This is a genomic window from Gemmata sp. SH-PL17 (genome assembly GCF_001610855.1).
In the GTDB taxonomy this organism is placed as follows: Bacteria; Planctomycetota; Planctomycetia; order Gemmatales; family Gemmataceae; genus Gemmata; species Gemmata massiliana.
In genome coordinates, this window is the sequence record NZ_CP011271.1 from 7,167,462 (window position 1) to 7,191,551 (window position 24,090).

The window sequence follows — 24,090 nt, forward strand, 5'->3', positions numbered from 1 at the left end:
TGGTTTAGCTCGTCGCTCTGCGACAGGACGATGTTGCGTCGTCCGAGCACACACCTACCCACCCATCTCGGGGAACGCTGTTCCAGCACCGCTTTCGCGGCCGCGAACAACTTCGCGACGGCGGACTGGATCAACCTCGCCGGTCGCGGTTCCGCCGTCGCGAAGTTGTTCGCGGCCGCGGCGATGCCGTGAGCGTTCCGCGTCCCAGGTCGAGAAGTAGACGCCGCGAGAACAGAACGGGCCGAGGGACATCACCCTCGGCCCGTTCACTTTGTTCCCGTCTCTCAGCCCCGAATGATTTGGGCCATACACTCGGCGAGCTTCTCCGGCGTGCAAACGAGCACGTCCATCCCCACTTTCGTGAGCTTCTGTGCGGTCGGCTTGTTGTACGAGGGGCGCGCATCGTACCCCAGCGCGCCCAGGCCGATCATGCGGACCCCGCTATCGGCCATGAGGCGCGTTTGGTCCACGAGATCTTTTTCGTCGCGCCCCTCGTAGAAGTCCGTAATGAGCACCACGATCGTGCGCCCCGGCTGGCGCACGAGTTCGTTCGCGTACATCAGCCCCTTCGTGATGTCCGTTCCGCCGCCGAGCTGAATCGAGAGCAGCACGTCCACCGGTTGCCCGACCTGATCGGAGAGGTCGACCACCTCGGTATCGAACAGCACGAGCGAGGTCTTCACCGCCGGGAGTTCAGCGAAGATGGACGCCATCACCGCGGAGAAGATCGCGCTTTCGAGCATGGACCCGGACTGGTCCACCACGACGATCACGTGCCAGGGCTTCTTCTTGCGCTCGGCCGCGTAGAAGAACACGCGGTCCACGAGCAACTTGCCCGTGTCCGGGTCGTAGTTCTTCAGGTTGCGCCGGAGCGTGGTCTTCAGATCCAGGTTCCGGTACACCTTCCGCGGCGAGTGACGGTCCTTCCGAATCGCACCCGTAATGGCTTGCTCCACCTGCACCTGCATCTTGCGCCTTAACTCTTCGACCACCTGCTCAATGATCTTGCGAGCCAGGATGCGTGTCTTCTCGTTCAGCAGGTCGCGGTGCGTGAGGAGCGTTTTCACCAGCTCCATGTTCGGCTCGATCTTTTCGAGCAGCTCGGGCTTCTCCATCAGTTCCGAGATCCCGCGGCGCTTGACGAGTTCCTTCTGCATCACCTCTTTGGACTGGTTGGGGAACAGTTCGTTGACCTGGTCCACCCAATCGGGCACGGTGAGTTGCGGTCCACCGCTGCCACCCGCGCGACCGGACGACCGGCGCCCACCTCCGCGCCCCCCGCGCCCGTGGCTGCCGGACCCGTCGCCCGCGCCGGGTTCAAAGAGGAACCCCACGAGTTCCTCGATGCGCTCGGCCTCGCCGTTACCGCCGCAGTTGATGCCGTGCTGTTCGGCGGTCCGGCCGAGCACGAGCCGCCAGCGCGCCAGGGTGTGAGGATCGGACACGAGAAGCCTCGGATGAATCGGATGCGATCGAATTCAGAGGATTCACCGCAGAGGGCACGTGAGAGCGCGGAGAAAAGCAAAGACAGGAAGGATTTACTTTCCGTTCCGTCTTTCTCCGCGTTCTCTGCGCTCTCTGCGGTGAAACACGTTTTCAATTACAGCGGCCAGTCTTTCAATGTGGCAGCGACTGCGGCATCGAGGCGCGCCACGAGCGCGGTCGCACCGAGGCTGCCACTCATCGCCCGCAAATCTTCCGATCCTGCCAGCCCGTAGTGCCGGGCGACGGTGGCCGCGAGCGAATCCTTCTGCGGGTTCGAGAGCCGCTCGATCGCGGCGCGGAGTCGCGGGAGCATGACCAGGAACGGATCCCATTCCGCCGCCTTCAGGAGATCATCGACCGCCGCGACGAGGCGCTCCGCGCCGAGCATGAGCGACGTCTGCGACACAGCCAGCATCCCGTCGAGCAGGTCACCCGCGGTGACCATGACTTCCACCGATGCGAGTGCCAGGCTCGCGACTTCGGCCGCGAGCGCGGTAGCTGGGAGTTCGCGAATTTCGCAGAGCAGCCCGAGGAACGCGCCGCGGAGGAACGGCACGGTCGAGTTCGCCGCGGCCGTTCGTGCGGCCTGAGCGAATAGCACGCGGTCGTACCGGACCGGGTCGCGCAGCACGACCTCCGCGACGCTGATGAGGCCGTCCACCACGCCCTGCTGTTCTTCTTCCGGGGCGTTCGCGGCGTCGGGTAACGCGAAACACGCGCGGTCGTAACACCGGGTGAGCAGGTCTTCGAGCACGCTGCGCCGAAGCCCGCGGAACACCGCGTACTGTTCGAGCCGGCCCAAATGTCGGAGTGCGGTCGCGAGCGAAGGGAACGAGGCGTCCGTATCAATGGCGTCGCCGCAAGCGTCTTCCGCCGCCTGCACCAGATCGGGCATGTCCATATCAACCGCTTCGAGCAGCCGCGCGCACGTCTGGCCCGCGTTCGTGCCGGCCTGGGCCATCGCCTCACGCAAGCGGTTGAGGGCCGCGGCCTCGACGGTGTCGCCGTACAGGTTCTGCTCGATCAGCGCCGGCTCGGTCTTCGGGTCCCACTTCAGGTGCCAGTCCTCGCGGAACAGCGTTCCGGAGAAGTCGCCGCCCGTATTCACGATCCCGGCGAACGGCACCTTCAGGTACGACACGCGGTGCAGGAACGCGGACCGGCGCGCGGCGAGCGCGTCGCGCTTGTCGAGCTTTACCGACATCTTCTTCTCTTTGCCCAGCACCTCGCCGAGTTCCAGGTCGGAGATCTGCGTGTGGAAGTCGTTCACGATCGGCAGGCGCCCGAGCTTCGACGTCACCTTGCCGATTTTGGTCCCGATCCCGGCCACGTCCATTGCGGCGCGGAGTTTGGTCCCTTCTTCGTTCGGGTTGCCCTTGCAGCAGCACGTGATGAGCGCGTCGGAAATGTCGTCGAGCGTCGGGTGCGGGCGCCCCCGCAAGCGCGCGAGCATCCCGGCGTGGTGCGTGACCGAGATCGCATCAGCCGTGGAGAGCGGGTCGCCGCCCTTCCGCATGTGGCGCAGCACCGCGATCGCGTGCTCCATTGCGATGTCGCTCGCGCGCCCGGCCGCGACCAGGTCGTAGCACGTCTGGTAGAACTGCGGCGCGCGGTTGCCGGCGCCGTAGCCCGACATTTCGGAGATGCGGAAGTACGAGTACGGCACGACGGTGGTGTACACCGTTCCGGCCGGGCACTCGGGCGGCGCGGCCTTGTCCGCGCGGTCGAGGAACAGGTGGAACCCGCCGCACACCACCATTGCGTCTTCGGGCTTCAGTTTCCGGGCCGCGAGCGTTTCGCGGATCGTCTTCAGGAAGTGCCGCTCGCGCTCGACGGTGTCCTCGGCGTGCTCGGCCGCGTGGTCCGCGGTCGCGCGGGCGGCGCAGCAGAACGTCGCCATCTCCCGGCGGTACGCTTCGTAGTCGTCCGCGACCGGGTTCTCGAACAGCGTGTCCCAGGCTTCGTCCCAGCTCTTGAAGCCGGCCGCGTCCGCGAGGTGCTTGTAGAAGCCGCTGCTCGTGATGAGCCGGTCCTCGTTCGGCGCAACAACCGGTGCCTCGCGCGGCGGCTGCCGGCCCTCGGGCGTGGGCGCGTGCCGCTCGACGCGGGCGTAGTGCGGCAGGTCAATGAAGACGACGTCCGCCTTGATTGTCGCGGCGGTCTTCATCGCGACGTATTCGGGCGAGTACGGTGTGAGCGGGTACCACACCGCGAACCGCGCCGGGATGTCCGGTGCCGCGCTCGCGTACCCGTTCAGCCCGAGAACGTTGTCGTCGTCGCGGTACGACGAGTAGATGGCGACCGGTGGCGCGGTGGCCGCGTCGACGACGTGCGGGATGAGGTCGTTCGCCTCGAACGGCCCCTCAATGAACACGACCTTCGGCTTGCGCGCGGCGATCGCGGCCTGGACGTGGCGCGCGGTGGTCGGCGAGTGGTGCCGCACCGGGAACCAGTACAGCGGGTCGGTGAGTACGGCGTCCACGCGCTTCGCGATCTCGGTGGCGTCGAGACCGGCGTCGGTCAGTTGGGCAGACATGAATCACCAGAACTTCGAGAAGGCAGATTTCACCGCAGAGGGCGCAGAGAACGCGGAGAAAACCAAGAGAGAGCCTTGAAAAGCAGATTCACCGCAGATTGAGAGCCGTTCTTTTCTCCGCGCTCTCTGCGCCCTCTGCGGTGAAATCTGCTTTCCTAATACTCACAACTGTTCCACGAGGGCGTCGTGGAACTCCTTCCAGCTCTTGTCCTTCGCGCCGCGCTTCTTCGCGACGACGGTCGCGTACTCCTTCAGCGCCACCTTGTCCTCCTGGTCCTCCTTCACCACCGCACCGACCATATTGCGGGCGATGTCCGCGGGGCCGACCTCGCCGCCCCCGAAGAACCGCGCGTGCAGCGCCGCGTCCAGCGCGACGCCGATCGCCTCGGCGGTGGAGAGCGTGGTGCTCGGTTTCTTGATGCTCACGCCGTCGCTCGTTTTGCCGTTGCGGATCTCGCGGAACACCGTCGCGAGCAGCTCGATAACGGGCGGGCTGAGCTTGGCCGGCAGGTTGTAGCGCTCCAGCAGTTCCGCCGACCGCTGTTGCACGATCTTCACTTCCGTCTTCTGGTCGCCCACGATCGGGATGTAGACGTAGTTGAACCGGCGCTTCAGCGCGGCCGAGAGTTCGTTCACGCCCTGGTCGCGCGTGTTCGCGGTGGCGATGATGTTGAACCCGGGTTTCGCGAACACCATCGCGTCGCCGGGCAGTTCGGGCACCGCGACCGCCTTGTCCGACAGAATGGACACGAGCGCGTCCTGCACGTCGGGCACGCACCGCGTCAGTTCCTCGAACCGCAGGAGGGCGCCGCCCTTCATCGCAATCATTGCTGGGGAGGCGATCATGTTCTGCGCGGTCGGCCCCTCCGCGATCACGCGGGCGATGTTCCACGAATACTTGATGTGCTCTTCCGTGGTGCCCGCGGTGCCTTGGATCGTGAGCAGCGACGTGCCGCAAATGGCCGCCGCGAGGTGTTCCGAGAGCCAGCTCTTACCGGTCCCGGGTTCGCCCACGAGCAGCAGCGCCCGTTCCGACGCGAGCGTGACGATCGAGCGCTCCACGACGCCGTCGTCGCCGAAGAACTTCCGCGTGATCGGCACTTCGACGCTCTTTCCGCCGATCGTCGCCTTGAGAGTCTTCCCGCCAATGACATACGTGAGCACCGAGCGCGGCGACAGCTTCCAATTGGTCGGCGGCGCTTCGGTGTCGTTCTGCCGCAGCGCTTCGAGCTGGTCCGCGTACCGCTTCTCGGCGGGTTCGCGGAGCACGGTTTCGGGGCTGACCGAGCCACTACTGGTGGCAGCGGACGGCGCGGCGGGGGCAGCGGGTTTCTTGGCCATGTGTCGTGCTGAGTTGGTGAACTCCGCACTCGCGTGCGGAAAGTAAGTGAACCCCGCACCTCGCGGGGTTCGCCGGATTACGATCGGAAGTCCATTGCCTTGAGCAGCGCGGCCTTGTTCACGTTCTCCTTCGAGATCGTGATGTAGTCCGAGCTACCGGGGAAGGTCGTGAGCGGTTGGAACACGAGTCGGCAGCGCTCGTAGTGCATCAGCCCGAAGAGCGGCGGGTTCGCGCCGCGCACCTTGCGAATCTCGTCGATGGATTTCTTGAGCGCCTTGCCCTCGGCCCCCGCTCCAATGAGTGCGTGAAGCGTGAGCGCGCCCATTGTGATCGGGTAAACGGTCTGCCCGGGCTCGTCGCCGTCCTCGGCCTTACCGACCTCGTAGTCGCGCAGCACGACCTCTTCTTGCAGTTCGGTATCGAGGTCGAGCGGACCGGGCACGTGCTTCGCCAAGCGATCGAGCGCGCTCTGCGGCGACCACGCGAGGAACTGGTCCCATCCGGTGAACGGCTTGCCCACCGTGACCGTGCTCTGGTCGGTCAGGGCCAGGCGCCAGCCGCTAGTTTCGTCGCCGGAAACGGTCGCGTTCGCGATGTTCAACGTCGTGCGTTCGAGGAACAGGAACGGCGCGAATTTCTGCTTCTGCGGCAGGTGCAAAAACCCTTCCGGCGGGATGTCCTGCCCCTTTTTGAGCGGGAACACCGCGGACCAACTGAGTTTCTGACCGGCCTTCACAGCCCCTGCGTCCGCGATCGCACGCAGCCGGAACTCGAACGCGACGAAAGCGTGCTCCGCGACCTTCTTGACCGCACCCAAACACACGACCTTTACCGCGGGCAGCGGTTGCGCGGGGGGCGACCACGTGAGGCGGTCGTACTCTTTCTCGTCGCTGGTGTCGAGTGCGTGCCCCATTCCGCGGCTGAGCAACCACGCGCGGTTGAGGAAGAACGTGAGCCGGCGGCGCGAGAAGCTCTTTTCCTGGCGCGTGAACCGGCCGAGTTCCTCCGTCGCCACGCGGAGCGTGCCCCCGAGCCGCAGGAGGCGCAGGCGCGCGGCCTCTTGCATCGCGCCGGAGAGCGTTTGGCGGGTCGCGTCGGACGCGGTGGTGAGGCCGCCGAGGAGCAGGTCTTCGACCGCGGCCGACAGTTGGTCGAGCGTGGCGCGGAGCTTCGGGCGGTCTGCGGTGGGCGGCAACATGGGTCACTCGTCCCCTTCCGGTTCGGCTTCGTCGTCCCGGGGCACGGCAACCGGTGGGCTGAGTGCCCCGCGTGCGACTTCGAGCGTGAGCATCCGGTCGAACAGCCGGAACGTGGTGACCGCCCGCATGAGCGCGGGCGCTGCGGCGCGCTCGCCGGCTTGGACGGCGTCGACCAGCGTACTCAACTTCTCGGCGAGGTGCTCGGCCCCGGCAGTGCGGAACTCGTCGCGGAGCGCGGTCAGCTTCGCGATGTCGGTCGGCCCGGCGGCGCGCACCCCGCGCACCACGAGGTCGTCCATCGCGGCGTGGAGCCGATCGAGCGCGTCGCGGAGTTCGGCGATCTCGTCCACAATTGGCCTCGGTTCGATCCTGGGACCGCGGGCGTGCCACCCGCTTCTGATTTCGAGTGGACGGGCAAACACGTCCTGGAAGTAGGCTGTTTGTCCTTGTCTCGTGCGGGCGGGACGCCCGTGGTCCCAGGTTACATCGCGTAGAAGTCCTCGGGCACGGTCTCGGTGGGGCGCCAGTCGATCTCGCCTGCTTCCGCCCCCTTGAACTTCAAGAACGTCTCGCTCACCGCGTCCCGATCAATGACGGGCTGGTGGTCCTTGCTCGCGCTGACCCAGTTGTCCGCGGTCGCGGGATCGAGCTTATCGGATTTTGCCAGTCCGATCACCAGCACGAGCAGGTGCTTGCACAGCGCGCCGTGGAGCCCCCCGCACGCCCTCAAGTTCTGTGTGCCGCAATAGAACTGCCCGTCCGACGCGAGTCGGCACGAGTACACGAGATCCTTGTTCGACTGACTTTTGACGATCCCGACGAGGTTCGCATCCGTCAGGTCCGCGTAGAGCTGGTAGCTCTCCGACTTGAGCATCGATGTCGCCTTCTCGACCCGCTCGGGTTTGACCTTCTTCGGCAAGCCTTTAAAGAACGTGTCGAAGTCCATGCTCCCGGACACAGCCTGCGGTGGCCGGCGCGGGCCGGGGCGCGGGCCTTCGCCCTTCCAGACCAGGTTCTCGGGGGTCTTGAAGCCGACCGGGAAAAGTGTGCGTTCGTCGAATTGCGCGTTCTCGAACCGGGCGCCGTCCAGGTGCGCGCCCGTGAAGTCGGTGCCGAACAGTCTCGTGTTGTTCAGGTTCGCGTTCCGCAAGTTCGCGTTAACGAACGACGTCTTCTCGCACTTGCTGAACTGGAGTTCTGCGCCCGCGAGGTTCGCGTTCGTGAAGTCCGCGCCGTGCAGATCGCTGCCCCACAACTTCGAGCCGGACAGGTTCGCGCCCGCGAACCGGCTGTCGCGCAGGTCTTCGCGGCGCGCCATGTCGAGCCCCATCAGGCGCCCGTCGCGCAGGTCGAGCCCGCGCAGGTTGTAGCGCTGGCGCTCGCGGAAGTCGATCGCGTGCCAGACGCTCGGCCCCTTGTCGCGGATCTGCTCCACCAGCTCGTCGCGCTTCCGACGGGCTTCCGCTTCTTGCGCCTTCTGTTGCTCGGTTAGGGGGATGCCGTTCGAGAGGTCCATGCCGAACGCCTCGGCCCACGCCGCGATTGCCATTGTCCGGAGCTTGGTCCCGCGCACGTTCCGGCTGCCGTGTGCGCGTATCGTGTCGAGCCGGAGCGTCGCCTTCGGCCAGCGGTCCGCCAAGTTCAACAGCCCCTGCTGAAACGTCGGCGCGGCGATCGTGCTTTGGATCTCCGTACCGCCGCGGTAGTGGTTCGCGGTCGCACGAATTCCGAGTTGTCCCACGCGCAGGCTCATCTTCGCGTGCTCGTTCTTGCCCAGATCGACGTCGACGGTCGTCTCGAAGTCCTTTGCACTCGACGCGGCCTTCACGAGTGCCTTCAGGTTCGGTCCGGCAGCGCGGGCGACGGGCGGCGCGAAATTCTTGGCCTTCGAGAAATCCACGCCCTGGACGTTCGCGCCGGTCAACCCGGCGCCCGTGAAGTCCGCACCGGCCACGTTCACGCCCGTGAGGTCCGCGCCCGCGAGCGCCGCGTCGCGCAGGTCGGCGTTCCGCAAATCCGCGCCGCGGAGTGATGTTTCGCGCAAATCGGCCCGGTTCAAGTTGGCGCCCACGAGCTTCGCGTCCGTGAGTTGCGCTCCGTGCCCCCGGAACCGAGTCAGGTTCGCCTTCGAGAAGTCGCACCGCTCGAACGTAGTGCCCTCGCTCTCGGCGTCGCTCAGGTCCGCGCCGCGGAAGTCACCGTCGGTAAATTGGGAACGGCCGATCCGGATCTCCGACATGATCGCGTCGCGGAAGTCGCACGCCTCGTAGGACGCTTGCGCCGCCCACGCTTGTTTCAGGTCCGCGTCGCGGAAACTGCATTTCTTCGCTTTGTTGAGCGTGGCCCGGACGAGTTTCGCGCCGTCGAACTTGGCGCCCTCAATTGTGTGCGTCGTGGAGAGGACCGCTTGCGAGCAGTTCACGGAACGGAAATCGACGCCGTTCAGAAGTGCCCCGCCTAGCTTTGCCCCCTCCATGTGCGTACCGCGGAGGTCGATTTTGCTCAGGTCGACGGGCAGCCCCGCGGTGCGGCACAGCGCCTGGAACGAGTTCCAGTATTCGGGTGTCGGTTCGAGCCGCTTAACGCGCGCCACGAACTCGGCCGCGGTGGGCAGCACGATCTTCGCGAACTCGGTCAGGTCGAGTACCGTGAGCCCCGGGCGCCGCTTCTCGATCCGCGCGACGGCACCGGGCACCTTTCCGCCGCGCCCCTCGCCGTAGACGAGGTAATCGAACGTGCCGGTCGGCGGACCGACGGTGCCGCCCGCGTTCTTGACCCAAACGTCCTTGTAATGATTGATATCGTGAGCGAACTTCCCGACGAACGCGACCGTCTGCCCCGCGAGTGCTCCCGCCGTTCGTGTGTTCGTGCCCTGCTTCGCCATGTGAACTCTCGGTTACGCGGAGTAGAAGTCTTCGGGGATGGTGTCCGTGGGGCGCCAGTCGATCTCGCCCGCCTCCATGCCCTTGTACTTTAGGAAGGTCGCGGTCACCACGTCCTTATCCGGCTTGTAACCGTCCGCGGTCAGCCCCTTCTTCCGCGCGCCGCGGAGCCATTCCAGCGCCGTTGCCGGGGCCAAGTGCCCCGCCTTCACCAGCCCGACGACGAGCACGAGCAAGTGCTTGCACGGCGACCCGCGCGACACGACGCACTGGATCAGGTTCTGTGTGCAGCACGAGTATTTGCCGTCGTTCGCGAGCCGGCACGCGTACACGCGGCTCCCCGACGACTGGCTGCGCACCACGCCGCACACGAACTCGGGCTGCACGTCCGCGTAGAGCTGGAACTTTTCACCGCGGAGCATCGTCAGCGCTTTCGCGAGCTTGGCGGAGTCCGAGACGCCGCGCGCGCCGTCGAGGAAGTCGTCCCACTCGGTGCGCGCGGCCGGGATCTTGGGTTGGGTCGCTTTGGTCTTCGCCATTGGTGCGTCTCACATTGCGTAGAAGTCTTCCGGGATGGTTTCGGTGGGGCGCCAATCGATCTCGCCGGCCTGCACGCCCTTGTACTTCAGGAACGAATCGGCGATGTGACTCTGGACGGTCTTGTTCCAGCGCGGCCCCTTTTTGTTCGCCGCGACGACCCACTTGTCCGCGGTCGCGGGGTCGAGTTGCCCGGCCCGTGCGAGGCCAATGAGCAGCACGAGCAGGTGCTTGCACGGCTCGTTGGACAGCCCCATGCACTGTTCCATGTCCACCGTGCCGCACGAGTACGTGCCGTCGTCCGTGAGCACGCACGAATAAACCGTGTCAATGTCCCGCTGGCTCCGGACGATCCCGCGCACCATTGTCGGTTCGATCTCGGAGAAGATCTGGTTCCGCTCCTTCTTGAGCATGTCGAGCGTGCGCTTCATGCGCTTCTCGTCAATGTTCGTGTGCAAGCGGGCCATGAGACCGTTGATGTCCTGCGCCGCGGCCTTCTTCCCTTTCCCGACCAGGCGCGGATCGGTGCCCTTTCCCTGCCACCGCGCCTCGCCCGGGATCACGAACCCGGCGGGCCACTTGGTCGTCTGGTCGAAGGACGCGCCGGACAGGTTCGCGTCGGTCAGCACCGCGTCTGTGAAGTCCGCGCCGGTGAGATCGGTTTCGAGCAAATTGGCGCGCGTCAGATCGGCCTTCACGAACTTCGCCCGGAGGAACCGCCCCTCCCACAAATCGGTCCCAACGAGTTTGGCGGCGCTGAAATCGGCGTCGCGCCCGTTGAACCCGCGCAGGTTGGCGTCTGTTAAATCGGCTCCGTGGAAATCACCCGCCAAGAACGATGCGCCGACCCCGTTCGCACCAACGAGTTTCGCGCCCGCGGCCTTAAGTTTCGTAGCCGATAGCCCGCGGAAATTGATCTCCGCGAGGTCCGCACCACACAGATCGGCGCTCGTGAGTTTGACGGCCTTCCGCTCGGCCACGGTGAGCTTGTTCCACTTTTTCACACCGGCCGCGCCGCTCTTAAGCACCTCGACCCAATTGACGTCGGCCTTGGGCGCGGGTTTCTTCGCGACCGATTTCTTCGCGGTCGGCTTTTTTGTCGCGGGCGCGGTTTTCGTGGCAGGTTTCTTCTTGGCCATGAGTCACATCGCGTAGAAGTCTTCGGGGATGGTTTCGGTGGGGCGCCAGTCAATTTCGCCCGCCTGAGCGCCTTTATATTTCAAAAGTGTGTCGCTCACCTGATCTGCAATGCGTTCGTCCCATTTGTGCTTCTTTCCGCCGGCCGCGACGATGAACCGGTCGGCCGCGCTCGCGTCGAGTTGCCCCGCCTTCGTCAACCCGATGAGCAGCACGAGCAGGTGCTTGCACGGTTCCCCGCGGAGCCCCATGCACTCGGCCAGATCGGGCGTGCCGCACGAGTACGTTCCGTCCACTTCGATCAAACACGAGTAGACCAAGTCCGGCTCGCGCTGGCTGCGCACCACGCCGCGCACAACGGCCGGTTCGATCTCGGAGAACAGTTGGTTCGTGCCGGTCTTCAGCATCTCCACGGTCCGCGTCATGCGGTTCGCGTCGATGACCTTGTTGAGGCGCGCGAGGAGCCCGTCGAGGCTCACCGCGACTGCCTCGTCGCCCACACCGTTGAACCGCGGGTCCGGGGCGTCGGGCGACCACTTCGCCCCGGCGGGCGGTTCGTACCCCGCGGGCCACACGGTCGTCTGATCGAAGACTAGCTCAGCGAACACGGTCCCGGTCAAATTCGCGTCGGTAAAATCCGTCCCGGTAATGTCCGCCCCGGTGAGATCGGCCCCGCTCAGGTCGGCCCCCACGAACTTCGCCCCGACCAAACGCCCGCCCTTCAGCGACACGTTGGGCAACTTCGCACCCGTAAGGTCCGCGTTGCGGGCACAGAACTTGGTCATCTCCGCGCCGGCGAAGTTCGCCCCGCGCAGATCGGCCTCGATGAACGACCCGCGTGTGAGTGTCGCGTCGGCGAAATCGACCCCGGCGCCCTGAAACTTCAGGACCGATTGCCCACCGAAATTGATGCCCGCGAGATCGCACCCGGTGTAGTCGCCGCGCCCGAGCTTCGTCATTTGCCGCGCCGTCTCGGAGCGCTCGTTCCACCGCACGATGCCCGGCCGACCGGTCCGCAGCGTTTCGGGCCAGTCGATTTCCGGGGGCGGGGCGAGTTTCTTCTTCGTAGCCATGTCGTGTGAATTCTGTTGGTGATTCAGGCAGTATTAGATCTCGCGAAGCAATATTTGACAGGATTAACAGGATCAACCGGATCAAAACCAGGTGCGTTTTCTGGATCTTGTGAATCCTGTTAATCCTGTCAAAAACTCTTCTTTTCTCGCCGGCCGTGTCGATGCGGCGCGTTTGGTTTATAGTTCGGTGGCACAGGCCTCTGGCCTGTGTGAGCGCCTCCACAGGCCAGAGGCCTGTGCCACCGAACCAAACACAACCCTCACCGTAAATAACCAGCCCCTGTTGCTCTCACCGGCCGGCTCACACCGGCCGTTCGCCCGGACCGCCGCCACCGGGCACCGGGGATCACATCGCGTAGAAGTCTTCAGGCACGGTTTCGGTCGGGCGCCAGTCGATCTCGCCCGCTTCCGCCCCCTTGTACTGGAGGAACGTGGCGGTCATCGCTTCCTTGTCGAGTTCGGGCTTCTGCCCGCGCGCGTTCTGCGTCCACTCGTGCGCGGTCGCGGCGTCGAGTTCACCGGCCTTCGACAGTCCGACGATAAGCACGAGCAGGTGCTTGCACGGCGACCCGCGCAGCCCGCCGCAGATGTTCAGGTTCTGCGTGCCGCAACTGTACTTGCCGTCCGAGGCGAGCCGGCACGAGTAGACGAGGTCCGCGTTGCCCTGGCTCTTGACCACGCCAACGAGGTGGTCCGGGGCGACCTTCGCGTACAGCCGGAACCTCTCGGCCTTGAGCATGTCCGTGGCCTTGTCGAGCTTCGCCGGGTCGGTGACCTTCTTGAGCCGCGTCAGGAACTCGCCGAAGTCCGCCGGCTTCGGCAGCGCCTTCTCTTCGGCCGTCGCGACCTTGCGCGGGTCCGGTCCCTTCCCGGCCCATGTCAGCGCGTCCGCCATCCGGATCTCTGCGGGCCACTTGGTTCCGTCGTCCACCCGCGCCCAACTGAGCAGCGCGCCCTCAAGGGTCGCGCCGGTGAGTGTAGCGCCGGAGAGGTTGCTGTACGAGAGGGACGCTTTAGACAGGTTGGCGTTCGAGAGATCCGCGCCCGTAAGGTTGAGTCCGTTAAAGTCGACCTTGGTGAGATCCGCGTTCGAGAGGTCCGCGCCCCTCAGTTTGACCTTCCCTTTGGCGTCGCGCGAGAGTGCGTTCCACTTCTTCACGCCCGCGGCCCCGGTCTTCAGTGTCTCGATCCAGTCGGCCTTCGGTTTGGCTTTGGGTTTCGCAGCGGCCTTGGGTTTTGCGGGCGCGGCACTTTTGGTCTTCGCCGCGACCTTTGATTTGGGAGTCGTTTTGGCTTTCGCCGCTACCTTCGGGGCGGGCTTCTTAACGGCTTGTTTGGCCATGACGCACTTCGCGGGTGGGAAATCAAATTGGAGATTGGATTGTGCAGGATTATTGACGCGCGCCGGCCGCCCCGCAAGGTGCGCAGGGGGCGAAATGCTGTGAATTCCGGGTGAACGGGGCGCCGGTGTTTACGAAAGGATACCGTCGAGCACTTCACCGTGAACGTCCGTCAACCGGCGCTCGATGCCGTTGTGGTAGAACGAGAGGCGCTCGTGGTTGAGCCCGAGGGCGTGCAAGATCGTCGCGTGGAGGTCGTAGATCGTGGCGGTCTTCTCGGCCGCCTGGTACCCGAACTCGTCGGTCGCGCCGTAGCTGTGCGCGCGCTTCACCCCGGCGCCCGCGAGCCACACTGTAAACCCCTTCGGGTTGTGGTCGCGCCCGCTCGCGCCCTTCTGGAACGTGGGCATGCGCCCGAACTCCGTCACCCACACCACGAGCGTGTCCTTGAGCAGCCCGGTGCGCTTCAGATCCGCGAGGAGCGCGGCCAGCGGTTGATCGAGGATCGCGGCGTGGACCTCGTACTGCGACTTCAGCGTCTTGTGGCCGTCCCAGTTGCCGACGCCCTCGCCCATCGCGTAGGAGCCGTTGAAGAGCTGCACGAACCGCACGTCGCGCTCGAGCAGGCGCCGGGCGAGCAGGCAGTTGCGCGCGAACCCGCTCTTCCAGCGGTCCTTGTCGCCGGTGCCATACTCGGCGTGAACCGACTTCGGCTCCTTGGAGAGATCCGCGACCTCCGCCGCGCGCAACTGCATCTTCGCGGCCATCTCGTAGCTCGCGATGCGCGCGCTCAGTTGCGAGTCGCCCGCGCGGGCGGTCGCGTGATCGGCGTTGAGCAACTGGAGGAAATCGCGCGTGTCCGCGTCGGCCTTTGCGTTCACGGCCGCGGGGCGCGCGAGATTCGGGATCGGCTTGTCCGCGGTAAACGGCGTGCCCTGGAACACGCCCGGCAGGAACGCGCTTCCCCAGTTGTTCGGCCCGACTTGTGGGACGCCGCGCGGGTCCGGGATCGCGACGAACGCGGGCAGATCCTTGCACTCGCTACCGAGCGCGTAACTGACCCACGCCCCGGCACTCGGGAACCCGTCGAGCGTGAACCCGGTACTCATCTGGTTCTCGGCCGGTCCGTGCGTGTTACTCTTCGCGGTCATCGAGTGGACGAAGCACATTTCGTCCGCCAGCCCTGCCAAGTTCGGCAGCAGGTCCGACACCATCTTCCCGCTCTGGCCGCGCGGCTTGAACGCCCACAGCGGACGCACCAGGTTGCCCTGTTCCCCCTGGAACGTCACGAGCTTCTCGGCCCCCGGTAGGGGTTGACCGTCGCGCTTCACCAGTTCCGGCTTGTAGTCGAAGGTGTCAACGTGACTGACCGCGCCGGAGCAGAAGATCGTGAGTACGCGCTTCGCCTTCGGCGCGAAGTGCGGCCTCCGCGGGCTGAGTGGCGAATCGGGTTTGATGTCCGGTCGCAACGGCGCCTTGTCGTCTGCAAGAAGCCCCTGCTCGGCCAACAGCGCGGCCAGCGCGATCCCACCAAGGCCCGTGCTCGCGTCGCGCAGGAACCCGCGCCGGTTGAGGAACGAAGAGCCACAAGAAGAAATCTGAGACTGCATAGGAGAGATCCGAATTAGCCACAAAAAAGCACAAAGGGCACAAAAAGAAACCCAGAGAGCAGAGATAAATCCAATTCTTCTGTCTCTTCTTCCTTTGTGCCCTTTGTGCCTTTTTGTGGCGATTACTCTTGAATTCAGTCCACGAAAACGAACTCGTTCGCGTTCAGTACCGCGCGGCAAAGCGCTGTGAGGCCGTGATCCTTCACCAGTTTCGTTGCCGCGGCTAGTTCTTTTTCGGTCGGCGGTCGCTGGAACGCGAGCAGGAACGCGCGCTTCACCTGGGCGCTGGGATCGGTCCTTGCGTCCTTCGTGACGCGCTCTGCGAAGTAGCCGGCCTGTTGGAGCATGAACTCGCTGTTGAGCAAGTTGAGGGCTTGAAGGGGCGTGATGGAGACGTTCCGCTTCGGCGCGATCTGGCCCGCGTCCGGGCAATCGAACACGCCGAACGTGTCGTCGAGCTGCATCCGCGGCTTCTGCTGGTAGACCATGCGCCGGAACTCGGCCGGACCGAATTGCTTCTTCGGCGTGTACACCTTCACGTAGTTGCCGTTCGGCTCGAACAGGTCGAAACCGGGTCCGCCCATCTTGAGATCGAGCTTCCCGCTCACGAACAGGACCGCGTCGCGCAACGGCTCGGCCTCGATCCGCTGGGGCGGGTAGCGCCACAGCAGTCGCGTTTGGGCGTCCTTTGCTAAGCCCGCATCGCTGGCGCGCGACGCCTGACGGTACGTGGCACTGCTCACGATGAGCCGGTGAATGTGTTTGAGCGCCCAGGGCTCCGTCTTAAGCCCCTCTCCTCTTAGGGGAGGGGTTGGGGAGGGGTTGTCTCGACCTAACCCCCCAACCCCCTTCCCTAAGAAGGAAGGGGGAGCAGAACCTTCTTTGCCTTCAGACCCTCTCCCCTTGGGGGAGGGGTTGGGGAGGGGTTCTTCCCCCACAGAAGGCGCAACAAATTCGCTCGCGAGCCAGTCGAGCAGTTCCGGGTGCGTGGGCTTGCCGCCGTTGCGACCGAAGTCGCTCGGGGTGTCCACGATGCCCGTGCCGAAGTGGTGCTGCCACAACCGGTTCACCATGACGCGGGCCGTGAGCGGGTGCGCGGGGTCGGTGATCCACTTCGCGAGCACGGCCCGGCGCTCGGGGTCGGTCGCGTTCTCGGGGATGGTCAGTTTCGGCCCGAGTTCGCCGAGCGCCCCCGGGCCGACGACTTCCTTCTTCTGGGTCGCGTCCCCGCGGTGCAAGCGGTGCGTTTCTTCGGGCGCCACCAGTCGACCGGCGTAGGCCATCTGCCCGCGCACGAGTTCTTCGATTTGCTTGCGGAGGCCCCCGATTTGTTGGGTGAGTTTGATCCACGCCGCGCGCTCGGCGCCCGTCAACCCGTTCGGCACCGCGGGCGCGCCCTCCGCGAATGGCACCCGGTCGTCCGACGACGCCACCACGACCCACGCCTCATGGTCCGTAGACACATCGATGCGGTACCGCGTTGGCAGCCGGTCGGTGTACTTGCCCTCGCGGTCGCGTGCCCAGGCGACGCGGTCGATGACCGTCGGTTCCGCCAGTTCCAGTTCGACCCACCCGCGCCCGGACTTATTTGAGATCCAACTGCGCCCGTTGCCGTATTTCCCGTCATTAATGAACGGCAGGCTGTGAATGTTCGGAGAGCCGGGGTAGTCGCCCGACGAGGTGGCCTTCGCGCCGTTCGACGCGAGTGCGACGTTCACGGGCTTCGAGCCGAACGAGAACACTTCCAGTTCGTCCAAACACGGCTCGACGCTGTTCGTCTCGAACGTCACGAACCGGACGAACTTCGCCCGCACGGGCTTGAAGCGCTCGGTGTTGAGGCGTGCGTTCACTGACACGCGGCGCGCGTCGGTGGCGGCCGGGTCCGCGAGCGGTTCCAGCGCCGCGACCTTCGCTTCGAGTTCGGTCAGTTGCGCCCGGAGCCGATCGGCCTCCTTCGCGCGGGCGACCGTGTCACCGGTCCGCACCGGGCGCTCGCCGTGTTGCACGCCCGCGAACACGGCCTTGATGCGGTAGTAGTCGAGTTGCGAGATCGGGTCGAACTTGTGCGCATGGCACCGGGCGCACGCGACCGTGAGCCCCAGGAACGCGGAGCCCGTGGTGCCGATCATGTCGTGCAGTTCGTCCGCGCGCTGGTTCAGGGTCAGCGTGAGATCGGGGCTTTTCACCTCGTCCCACGCGCCGCCTACAATGAACCCGGTCGCGACATCGGCGCCGAGCGTGTCGCCGGCCAACTGCTCGCGCACGAACTGGTCGTAGGGTTTGTCGTCGTTGAGAGCTTTGATGACGTAGTCGCGGTAGTGCCAGGCGTTCGGGCGCAACTGATTGGTCTCGAACCCGTTGCTCTCTGCGAAGCGCACCGTGTCGAGCCAGTGCCGCGCCCAGCGCTCGCCGTAGTGCGGCGACGCGAGGTACTTGTCCACGAGCTTTTCGTAAGCGTTCGCGTCCTTGTCCGCGACGAACGCCTCTACCTCTTCAGGCGTGGGGGGCAGACCGAGCAAATCGAACTTGAGCCGCCGAATGAGCGTGCGCCGGTCCGCTTCGGGCGAACGCGCCAGCCCGCTCGCGTTTAATTTTGCGGCAACAAATGCGTCGATCGCGTTTCGCCCTTGAACCTTCGTGGTGGGCACGGCCGGGCGCTTCACCGGTTGGAACGCCCAGTGCGTATCGGCCGCGTTCTCGGTCGCGGGCCACTTCGCGCCGGCTTCGACCCAGGCGGTGAGGGCGCGAATCTGTTCCGCGGTGAGCGGGTCGCGGTTCGGCGGCATCCGCTCCTGGGCGTCTTCGATCATCAATTTCTTCAGAAGCAAACTCTCGGCGGGCTTGCCCGGCACCAGCGCTTTGCCAGAATCGCCGCCCTTGAGGGCGTCCGCGCTGCGATCGAGGCGCAACCCGCCGCGCTGTTTGTCCGGCCCGTGGCACGAGACGCAGTGTTTTGCGAGGATGGGTTGCACGTCGCGCGCGAACTCGACCGCGGGCGGAGGTGCCCCTTTAGGCGGCTCGGCTCCGCGGCCAGAAGAAGCGCAAGCGCCCAGTAACAGGAGCGCGGGGAGAGTGGTGCGGGGCATGATCGTTCCAGATGGTCACCGGCGGGTGGTACCATGCTACCCACAAACACCGTGCGAGTGAAAGAGGTTTGTCGCGGTTCACACGTCATCATCGCGTGCGGAGTTGAAAACATGAGAATCCGCCGAAGGATCGTGGGATTTCTCCTATCGGGGCTCGCGATTCTCTGCGTATCGGTTGGGCGCCCCGATCCTCCTCGCGAGCCCCGCATTCGGCACAAGGCCGAGCGAATTCAGATCGGAATGACTCAAACGGAAGTCGAGGATGTGATCGGAATACGAACATACGCTTGGGCACCCGGACCCGACCCCATCACCGAGGATTCTCCGCCGCGTTTCCGCAAGGTGTTACTTTGGTCGGGAGACTGCGATCTGCTCGTGTATCTCGATGAAAACGGGCGCGTGATTGGGTGGGAATGTGTGCCGAAGAAGCTCTCGTCTTAGCGAATTCGGTCGCAGCACCGGGCGCCCAACTGAGAACCGCAATCTCTACCCCGCGGGTGGTTGAAGTACGTCGCGCCACCGACGCGGTTGCGCCTCAAACGCGGCACGGTAAGTCGCTTCGAGGGGCACCATGACGCAACCATCCGGCTCCAGGAAAAGCGGCATATCTGGGAGCGCGTCACCGACCGCGATCGTTTCAACGTAGGCTCGTGTAACGAGTTCCGATTCATAAGCAACGAGCGTCAGGGGCTTGTCCGCGGGGAGCGAATACGTGTCGCCGGTCATCTCTTCCCAGACGAGGCCGTGAATGCCCGCCGGGTCACGCGGTCCGGGTGGGAACGGGTCGACAATCAGCAAGTGAACGCGCTGTTCGAGCAGCTCACACGTTTTTGTCACGAACGCCCGCGCCGCGTTCTTACTCGCCTTATTGCCCGGTGAAACGATCTCGATCATCGCGACTACGCGGTCCCCGCTCACGTGCCGAACCACAATCGCACTTTTCTTTCGGCGATAAAATTCCCCTTCGGTCTGGGCAGTAACCTTTTGCGCCGGACGTGGTTGCAGCACGCGCGATGTCGTCGCGGCCCCCCCCCATTTGTTCGTATCGCCCTTCTGTTCTTGGAGTGTCAGCACGTCCGGGCCAAACCCGGCCGCAACCTGTTCGGGCAAGGCGTACAAGTCTGCTGGCAGTACGCCCGCGTTCAGTGTGTCACTAATCGCTGTGATCCAACGGTGGTGGAATGCGTGAAAGATTCCGGCTTCCACCCGGGTCCAGTCGTGCATGGGCATGACTCCGCTCCACTGACGTGGTAGTTCGAGCAGTTGCATTGTAATGTGCGTCGCGACGCATCACCAAATCGCCCGGAGTCACGCACGATGATCCTCGGGCAAACGGACACTTAGATTACACGATTGCACGTGACATCGCAATTTGAATTGACATTTGAAACGCGACGCGATACAGTATCTCAGTCGCGAACCTGCTCGATGACAACAACGGAGGTGTGAAATGGGCGACGAACACTTTGAAACGACGATGCGGTTGGTGCGGGCGAACTTGGACCGCGGCCTTTACTTCAGCGGCAGTGACGACGATCGCGACCGCCTCGCGGCGGAACTCGACAAGTGCCAGACGCCGGAGGATATCGACACCTGGAAACGCATGGCATGTCGCTGGGAATATGTGATCGAGCCGAAGCCGGATTGGATGACGTGGGAATCGTTCGCCCGGATGATCGCGGCCTGACGCCTCACCCCGCCTCAACTTCGAGCCGGGGTTCCCTCAATCATTGTTGGAGTGACTAAACGTGAACGAAACGATTCGTGACCGGTTCCGCGGCTGCTTGATCGGCCTTGCGTGTGGGGATGCTGTTGGAGCTACGGTCGAGTTCAAGAGTCGCGAACACTGCCGCGAGAATCCCGTTACCGACATGGTGGGCGGCGGGTACTGGCGACTGAAGCCGGGGCAGTGGACCGACGATACCAGCATGGCATTCGCAATGGGTGCGTCGATCGTGCGGCGCGGGGGGTTCGATCCGCGCGACGTGATGTCGGCGTGGATCGACTGGCGACAGGGGCGCGAGTGGGGGCCGTCCGACGGGCGCGGTTGCTTCGATATTGGGGGCACGACCGCGGCGGCACTCGCGAGGTTCGCGAATACGGGTGACCCGTTCGCGGGATCGGCTGCGCCGCACACCGCCGCAAACGGCTGTCTCATGCGGCTCGCACCGGTGCCGTTGTACGCGCTAAACATGGATCGCGAAACGCGGTACAACCTCGCGGTGGACTCTGCCCGCATGACGCACGCGGAACCGCGGTGCCTCGACGCGACGGTGTACCTCGCGGAAACAATCCGGCGGCTGATCCTGTTCACGCCGGGCGCCCCGTTCTCGTGGGGTTTCGGGTGCGCGACGCCGCAGCTACGCGAGATGCTCGAACGGGAAGCGTGGGGCGATCGGGACGACGGCCGCATCGACTCCGGCGGGTACGTGCTCGACACGCTCGAAGCGGCGATGTGGGCGATGCACGAAGCGCGAGATTTCCGGAGTGCGATCCTTCGGGCCGTGAATCTGGGCGGGGACGCGGACACCACGGGGGCCGTCGCGGGACAACTCGCGGGCGCGTGGTGGGGTTACGAAGGTATCCCGCAGGAATGGCGGGCGAAACTGGACCGGCACGACGAACTGTTGGCAGTCGCGGACGGGATGTTCGATCTCGCGGCGAAAGTTGCCACCGCAGCGTGATTCCGAATTTCATCGCATTTTGTATTGCGATACAAAATGCGATGCGATATGATATCGGTGTTGAATCATCCCACCACCGGAGCGAGTCATGACCGCCGAAACCCTGACCGCGGGCAAAGTGATCTTCACCGTGAAGCTGCCGGAAACCTTCGTGACGGCTCGCCGGTTACTCGGTGACGAGTTCCAAGAGAGCTACACGTACCAGATCGACCGTATCGACATGCCGAAGTCGGTGCAGTTCGCGGCCCGCACGATGTACGCGGTCTACTTCGTGGACGGCAACCGCCGAGCCTATCTGGGGGAGCTTCGTAACGGTGAAGTGCGGCTCACGATGAAATCCGCGTTCCCCGCACACGCGACGCGGGTCCGCGTGTGCCAACGGGTCGTAGCCGCGGTAGTGAAGGGTAACGCGGGCAAGATCACGGCCGCGGGGTGGTCGCTGGTGGCGTGACGGTTGCTCCGCCCCGCGGCAACGTGCCGCGGGGCTTCTCGTACCGAACCGAGGTTCTTCCCATGTTGCTGTTACCCCCATGTGTCGAGGCGGTTGCCGCGGTTGCGGGCGACGGCGTGCGCCGGTTCTCGGTGCCCGGCGTGCTCGTGGACCAGCGGCCGGACGGGTCCGCCACGATCGACGCCACGGACGCGATTATTGCGGTGCGCGCAACGGTCCGGGCGCAGGCCACCGACGATTACCCCGACCTGCGAAGCGTTGAGATCCGCAACGGAGAGCCGGTAAAGGGCGTCATCCCGGCCGGGTTCTTTCGGGACTCGCTGCGGGCGGCGAAAAAGATGCTCGCGAAGCTAAGGACGAACCGGCCCGTTTTGAAAAACGTCGCGCTGGTACAAGCCCCGGAGGTGGGCACGCTGCCCGTTACGATCACGGCCTGCGCGACAAATTTAGAACAGGAACTGGCACCGTCCACGCAACTCGTCTTGGATCGACCCCTGCCGTTTGACACGATATGGCAGCGGAATCAGAAGGCGGAGCCGATCGCGTGTGTCACATTGGAGGCTGACCGGTTACAGAAGGTGCTATCTGCGCTGGCGGCTATGTCCGGGGGCGACAAGCAGTGGGTGCGGATTGAGATTCGCGAGGACGCCCCCGTGATCGTAATCGTGGAGACACCTGCGGACGGGCTCGAATTCGTCGGGGGCATGGTCGAAACGAGACGCGAATCGCAGCAGTGAGGCGCCGCAGCAACGCAAACGGCCGCGGGAAATCCCGCGGCCGTTTCTCGTTTCCGGGCGTTTATCCGCGAAGCGGTGTTACCGGAGCCCCGCGCAAGCGAGCGAGGATCGCGTCGATAATCGGCGTGTCGAGCGGGTGCGGCTGCGCGGGCGTCGGTGTCACGGGCGCGGTCGGTGCGGGCGTGGTCGGCTTCAGCAGCGCGAGCAGCGCGTTCAGCAGCGGGGTTTGCGGGTCGGCCGGTGTCGAAGACGGCAACAGCTTCCCGGTGCGGTACCAGTTCAAGAACAGCACGATCCCCGCGGCGATGACCGCCCCATACGGTCCGGTGCCACTGATGAGCGGCGCGAGCAGTTGTAACAGTTGGTCCACGTTTAACCCTTCTTTCGGAACATGAGGATCGCGGCGAAAACCGCGAGGATCAGGTACAGGTTGCCGTTGTCTTGTTTCGGCGCATCGGGCGCCGGTTTCGTGTCCGGCGTCTTCGGCGCGTCTGGGGTGGGCGGTGCCGGGGGCGCGGGCGGTTCGACGTAGTTCGGTCCACCCTTCGCGGCCAGTAACGCGGTGAGCGCGGTAGCGTTGTACCCGTCAGCACTGACCACCCCGACGTCCCCCGCGCTCCGGACCGGTGACGGTTTCCGGAGTGTCACGCCCGTGTTCAGCTTGTACTGCGATACCGGCCACTCGTCCGACCCGTAGCTCTGCACGAGCAGTTTCGCGCGGGTCGCGGCCGGGAGCGCGGCGACGTCGGCCTTGAACCGCGACAGGAACGATGCGTCGCCGACCGCCGTCAGGTGCCACCGGTCGCTGTCGTCCCGCAACCCGTCACCCTTCATCGCCCGGTGTGCGTCTTCTTTCGACACCGGGAACCCGGATATCGCGTAGGCCGGTGCGTTGTGGATCTTGTCGGGCACAACACCATCGAGCGGAACCTTGTCACTTTCAAACGTTGGTTGAGCGGTTTCGGACTTCACCGCGACACCGGCGGGCAGCGCCGCGGGCGGTGCGATCGGCTTCCCGGTCGCGATCCCGTTTTCGTCCGTCGATTCCACGCGCCCATCTGCGAATGCCGCCGCGATGCGCTTGCCGCCGGTCCAATAGCCCCATTCCCGGCCACTTGCGTCTGCGATCCACCGGCCCGCGCCGTCGTCGACCGGTTCGGGCGGAACTCCGCAACGTCCGCCCGCACAACCGTTGGTCGGAGTCGCAACCGGAATCCCGCAGCGTCCGTTCGCGCAGTTCTGCCCGAACACAACCGGGCACGTTCGCGGGCACTCGCCCTTTCCGCACGTGCAACTGTCGCCGCAGATGCAGGGGCCGTCGGTTACGGCGATGGCGACGAAGTTCCGCGCGTCCGGGTGCGGCGGGGGCGGTTCCGCGAGGAACACAACCGCCCAGCCACCAGAGTTCGCGCGCCACCGCGACAGGAACTCGCTCCGGGACATCCACACCCACACGCCGGGCCGGTTGTTGTCGATGATCGCGGCCCGGTTCGCGTCCATGTGCGCGAGGTTCACCATGTGCGCGATCGTGCCGCGATAGAAGTCGTCGTTGCCCGCGTAAGTCACGGACGGCATGCGGTCCGTTTTCAGCGCGAGTTCGAGGAAGCTGTCGTCCCCGCCCGTGTGCTGGATGTACGGCGGGAGCGTAACGCCCTTTTCCCGTGCGAACTTCGCGAGCATGTCGTCGAGCTTCTCCGGCCACCCGCCACCGGGTCGGCGCCGCATCCACTCGCGGAACCCGTCGAGCACGCGCACGTTTTGCCAGTCCGCGGCGTGCTGCACCGAAGTGAACACGCACAGCCCCGCGCCGTCGCTCCCGCCCACGTTGCGGATGTGCCGGGCCGCGGGCAGGTCCACGACGGCAGCGGTTCCGTCCGGGGACACGGGTTCGCGCGTCGGCTGGAACGCGGCGACGGCCGCGCCCGCGCATAGAATCAGCGCGGCAAACGCCAAGATACGCTTCATGTCGATTCCTCTGATTAAATTAATTG

At 65.0% G+C, this 24,090-nt stretch carries 20 protein-coding genes; 5 read left to right on the plus strand and 15 right to left on the minus strand.

What is annotated here, in order from left to right; all coding sequences use genetic code 11:
• The first annotated feature begins 30 nt into the window (after positions 1 to 30).
• Positions 31 to 192 (plus strand): hypothetical protein, encoded by a 162-nt coding sequence (locus tag VT84_RS39045; RefSeq protein WP_157469967.1) that lies wholly within the window; start codon positions 31 to 33, stop codon positions 190 to 192.
• Positions 193 to 284: 92 nt separating this feature from the next.
• Here VT84_RS39045 and VT84_RS29625 read toward each other — a convergent pair whose 3' ends face one another.
• From VT84_RS29625 to VT84_RS29690, 13 genes are all read right to left on the minus strand, one after another.
• Complete coding sequence (locus tag VT84_RS29625) at positions 285 to 1,445, minus strand: VWA domain-containing protein (protein WP_052556639.1); 1,161 nt, start codon at positions 1,443 to 1,445, stop codon at positions 285 to 287.
• Positions 1,446 to 1,600: 155 nt separating this feature from the next.
• Positions 1,601 to 4,021, minus strand: a complete 2,421-nt coding sequence (locus VT84_RS29630) for a DUF5682 family protein (protein ID WP_082842040.1) — start codon at positions 4,019 to 4,021, stop codon at positions 1,601 to 1,603.
• A 162-nt stretch (positions 4,022 to 4,183) separates the two neighbouring features.
• Complete coding sequence (locus VT84_RS29635; protein ID WP_082842041.1) at positions 4,184 to 5,362, minus strand: ATP-binding protein; 1,179 nt, start codon at positions 5,360 to 5,362, stop codon at positions 4,184 to 4,186.
• 77 nt (positions 5,363 to 5,439) lie between these two features.
• Entirely contained in the window at positions 5,440 to 6,561 is a 1,122-nt protein-coding gene (locus tag VT84_RS29640) for a hypothetical protein (protein ID WP_082842042.1), read from the minus strand.
• A gap of 3 nt (positions 6,562 to 6,564) precedes the next feature.
• A complete protein-coding gene (locus VT84_RS29645; RefSeq protein WP_082842043.1) occupies positions 6,565 to 6,912 on the minus strand; it encodes a hypothetical protein in 348 nt (115 codons plus the stop codon).
• 131 nt (positions 6,913 to 7,043) lie between these two features.
• Positions 7,044 to 9,446 (minus strand): pentapeptide repeat-containing protein, encoded by a 2,403-nt coding sequence (locus VT84_RS29650; RefSeq protein ID WP_082842044.1) that lies wholly within the window; start codon positions 9,444 to 9,446, stop codon positions 7,044 to 7,046.
• 12 nt (positions 9,447 to 9,458) lie between these two features.
• Positions 9,459 to 9,983 (minus strand): hypothetical protein, encoded by a 525-nt coding sequence (locus VT84_RS29655; protein ID WP_082842045.1) that lies wholly within the window; start codon positions 9,981 to 9,983, stop codon positions 9,459 to 9,461.
• A 9-nt stretch (positions 9,984 to 9,992) separates the two neighbouring features.
• A complete protein-coding gene (locus tag VT84_RS29660) occupies positions 9,993 to 11,120 on the minus strand; it encodes a pentapeptide repeat-containing protein (protein WP_082842046.1) in 1,128 nt (375 codons plus the stop codon).
• A 3-nt stretch (positions 11,121 to 11,123) separates the two neighbouring features.
• Positions 11,124 to 12,191: a pentapeptide repeat-containing protein gene (locus VT84_RS29665; RefSeq protein ID WP_082842047.1), complete on the minus strand. Its 1,068-nt coding sequence runs from the start codon at positions 12,189 to 12,191 to the stop codon at positions 11,124 to 11,126.
• A 346-nt stretch (positions 12,192 to 12,537) separates the two neighbouring features.
• Positions 12,538 to 13,533 (minus strand): pentapeptide repeat-containing protein, encoded by a 996-nt coding sequence (locus VT84_RS29670; protein WP_082842048.1) that lies wholly within the window; start codon positions 13,531 to 13,533, stop codon positions 12,538 to 12,540.
• A gap of 129 nt (positions 13,534 to 13,662) precedes the next feature.
• Entirely contained in the window at positions 13,663 to 15,141 is a 1,479-nt protein-coding gene (locus tag VT84_RS29675) for a DUF1501 domain-containing protein (RefSeq protein WP_082842049.1), read from the minus strand.
• 134 nt (positions 15,142 to 15,275) lie between these two features.
• The gene (locus tag VT84_RS29680) at positions 15,276 to 18,227 is read right to left on the minus strand and encodes a DUF1553 domain-containing protein (RefSeq protein WP_082842050.1); all 2,952 of its coding nucleotides are present in this window, start codon (positions 18,225 to 18,227) and stop codon (positions 15,276 to 15,278) included.
• A 486-nt stretch (positions 18,228 to 18,713) separates the two neighbouring features.
• Positions 18,714 to 19,457, minus strand: coding sequence for a DUF4058 family protein (locus VT84_RS29690; RefSeq protein WP_082842052.1), 744 nt, complete (start codon positions 19,455 to 19,457; stop codon positions 18,714 to 18,716).
• 220 nt (positions 19,458 to 19,677) lie between these two features.
• Between VT84_RS29690 and VT84_RS29695 the strand changes: the two genes are divergently transcribed.
• From VT84_RS29695 to VT84_RS29710, 4 genes are all read left to right on the plus strand, one after another.
• Positions 19,678 to 19,914 carry a hypothetical protein gene (locus VT84_RS29695; RefSeq protein ID WP_082842053.1) on the plus strand — a complete coding sequence of 79 codons (237 nt, stop codon included), beginning with the start codon at positions 19,678 to 19,680 and terminating at the stop codon, positions 19,912 to 19,914.
• Positions 19,915 to 19,975: 61 nt separating this feature from the next.
• A complete protein-coding gene (locus tag VT84_RS29700; RefSeq protein ID WP_082842054.1) occupies positions 19,976 to 20,911 on the plus strand; it encodes an ADP-ribosylglycohydrolase family protein in 936 nt (311 codons plus the stop codon).
• Between the two features lie 88 nt (positions 20,912 to 20,999).
• Positions 21,000 to 21,362 carry a hypothetical protein gene (locus VT84_RS29705; protein ID WP_082842055.1) on the plus strand — a complete coding sequence of 121 codons (363 nt, stop codon included), beginning with the start codon at positions 21,000 to 21,002 and terminating at the stop codon, positions 21,360 to 21,362.
• A 62-nt stretch (positions 21,363 to 21,424) separates the two neighbouring features.
• A complete protein-coding gene (locus VT84_RS29710; RefSeq protein WP_082842056.1) occupies positions 21,425 to 22,099 on the plus strand; it encodes a hypothetical protein in 675 nt (224 codons plus the stop codon).
• 61 nt (positions 22,100 to 22,160) lie between these two features.
• Here VT84_RS29710 and VT84_RS29715 read toward each other — a convergent pair whose 3' ends face one another.
• Both VT84_RS29715 and VT84_RS29720 read right to left on the minus strand, forming a co-directional pair.
• The gene (locus tag VT84_RS29715; RefSeq protein WP_082842057.1) at positions 22,161 to 22,469 is read right to left on the minus strand and encodes a hypothetical protein; all 309 of its coding nucleotides are present in this window, start codon (positions 22,467 to 22,469) and stop codon (positions 22,161 to 22,163) included.
• A gap of 2 nt (positions 22,470 to 22,471) precedes the next feature.
• Positions 22,472 to 24,064 carry a hypothetical protein gene (locus tag VT84_RS29720; RefSeq protein ID WP_082842058.1) on the minus strand — a complete coding sequence of 531 codons (1,593 nt, stop codon included), beginning with the start codon at positions 24,062 to 24,064 and terminating at the stop codon, positions 22,472 to 22,474.
• Positions 24,065 to 24,090 lie beyond the last annotated feature (26 nt).

Excerpts from the sequence above, each read along its gene's own strand:
- VT84_RS39045 (WP_157469967.1), top strand. The coding sequence starts at position 31 with ATGTTGCGTCGTCCGAGCACACACCTACCCACCCATCTCGGGGAACGC.
- VT84_RS29630 (WP_082842040.1), bottom strand. The coding sequence starts at position 4,021 with ATGTCTGCCCAACTGACCGACGCCGGTCTCGACGCCACCGAGATCGCG.
- VT84_RS29635 (WP_082842041.1), bottom strand. The coding sequence starts at position 5,362 with ATGGCCAAGAAACCCGCTGCCCCCGCCGCGCCGTCCGCTGCCACCAGT.
- VT84_RS29640 (WP_082842042.1), bottom strand. The coding sequence starts at position 6,561 with ATGTTGCCGCCCACCGCAGACCGCCCGAAGCTCCGCGCCACGCTCGAC.
- VT84_RS29650 (WP_082842044.1), bottom strand. The coding sequence starts at position 9,446 with ATGGCGAAGCAGGGCACGAACACACGAACGGCGGGAGCACTCGCGGGG.
- VT84_RS29655 (WP_082842045.1), bottom strand. The coding sequence starts at position 9,983 with ATGGCGAAGACCAAAGCGACCCAACCCAAGATCCCGGCCGCGCGCACC.
- VT84_RS29660 (WP_082842046.1), bottom strand. The coding sequence starts at position 11,120 with ATGGCCAAGAAGAAACCTGCCACGAAAACCGCGCCCGCGACAAAAAAG.
- VT84_RS29665 (WP_082842047.1), bottom strand. The coding sequence starts at position 12,191 with ATGGCTACGAAGAAGAAACTCGCCCCGCCCCCGGAAATCGACTGGCCC.
- VT84_RS29670 (WP_082842048.1), bottom strand. The coding sequence starts at position 13,533 with ATGGCCAAACAAGCCGTTAAGAAGCCCGCCCCGAAGGTAGCGGCGAAA.
- VT84_RS29675 (WP_082842049.1), bottom strand. The coding sequence starts at position 15,141 with ATGCAGTCTCAGATTTCTTCTTGTGGCTCTTCGTTCCTCAACCGGCGC.
- VT84_RS29680 (WP_082842050.1), bottom strand. The coding sequence starts at position 18,227 with ATGCCCCGCACCACTCTCCCCGCGCTCCTGTTACTGGGCGCTTGCGCT.
- VT84_RS29690 (WP_082842052.1), bottom strand. The coding sequence starts at position 19,457 with ATGCCCATGCACGACTGGACCCGGGTGGAAGCCGGAATCTTTCACGCA.
- VT84_RS29695 (WP_082842053.1), top strand. The coding sequence starts at position 19,678 with ATGGGCGACGAACACTTTGAAACGACGATGCGGTTGGTGCGGGCGAAC.
- VT84_RS29705 (WP_082842055.1), top strand. The coding sequence starts at position 21,000 with ATGACCGCCGAAACCCTGACCGCGGGCAAAGTGATCTTCACCGTGAAG.
- VT84_RS29710 (WP_082842056.1), top strand. The coding sequence starts at position 21,425 with ATGTTGCTGTTACCCCCATGTGTCGAGGCGGTTGCCGCGGTTGCGGGC.
- VT84_RS29720 (WP_082842058.1), bottom strand. The coding sequence starts at position 24,064 with ATGAAGCGTATCTTGGCGTTTGCCGCGCTGATTCTATGCGCGGGCGCG.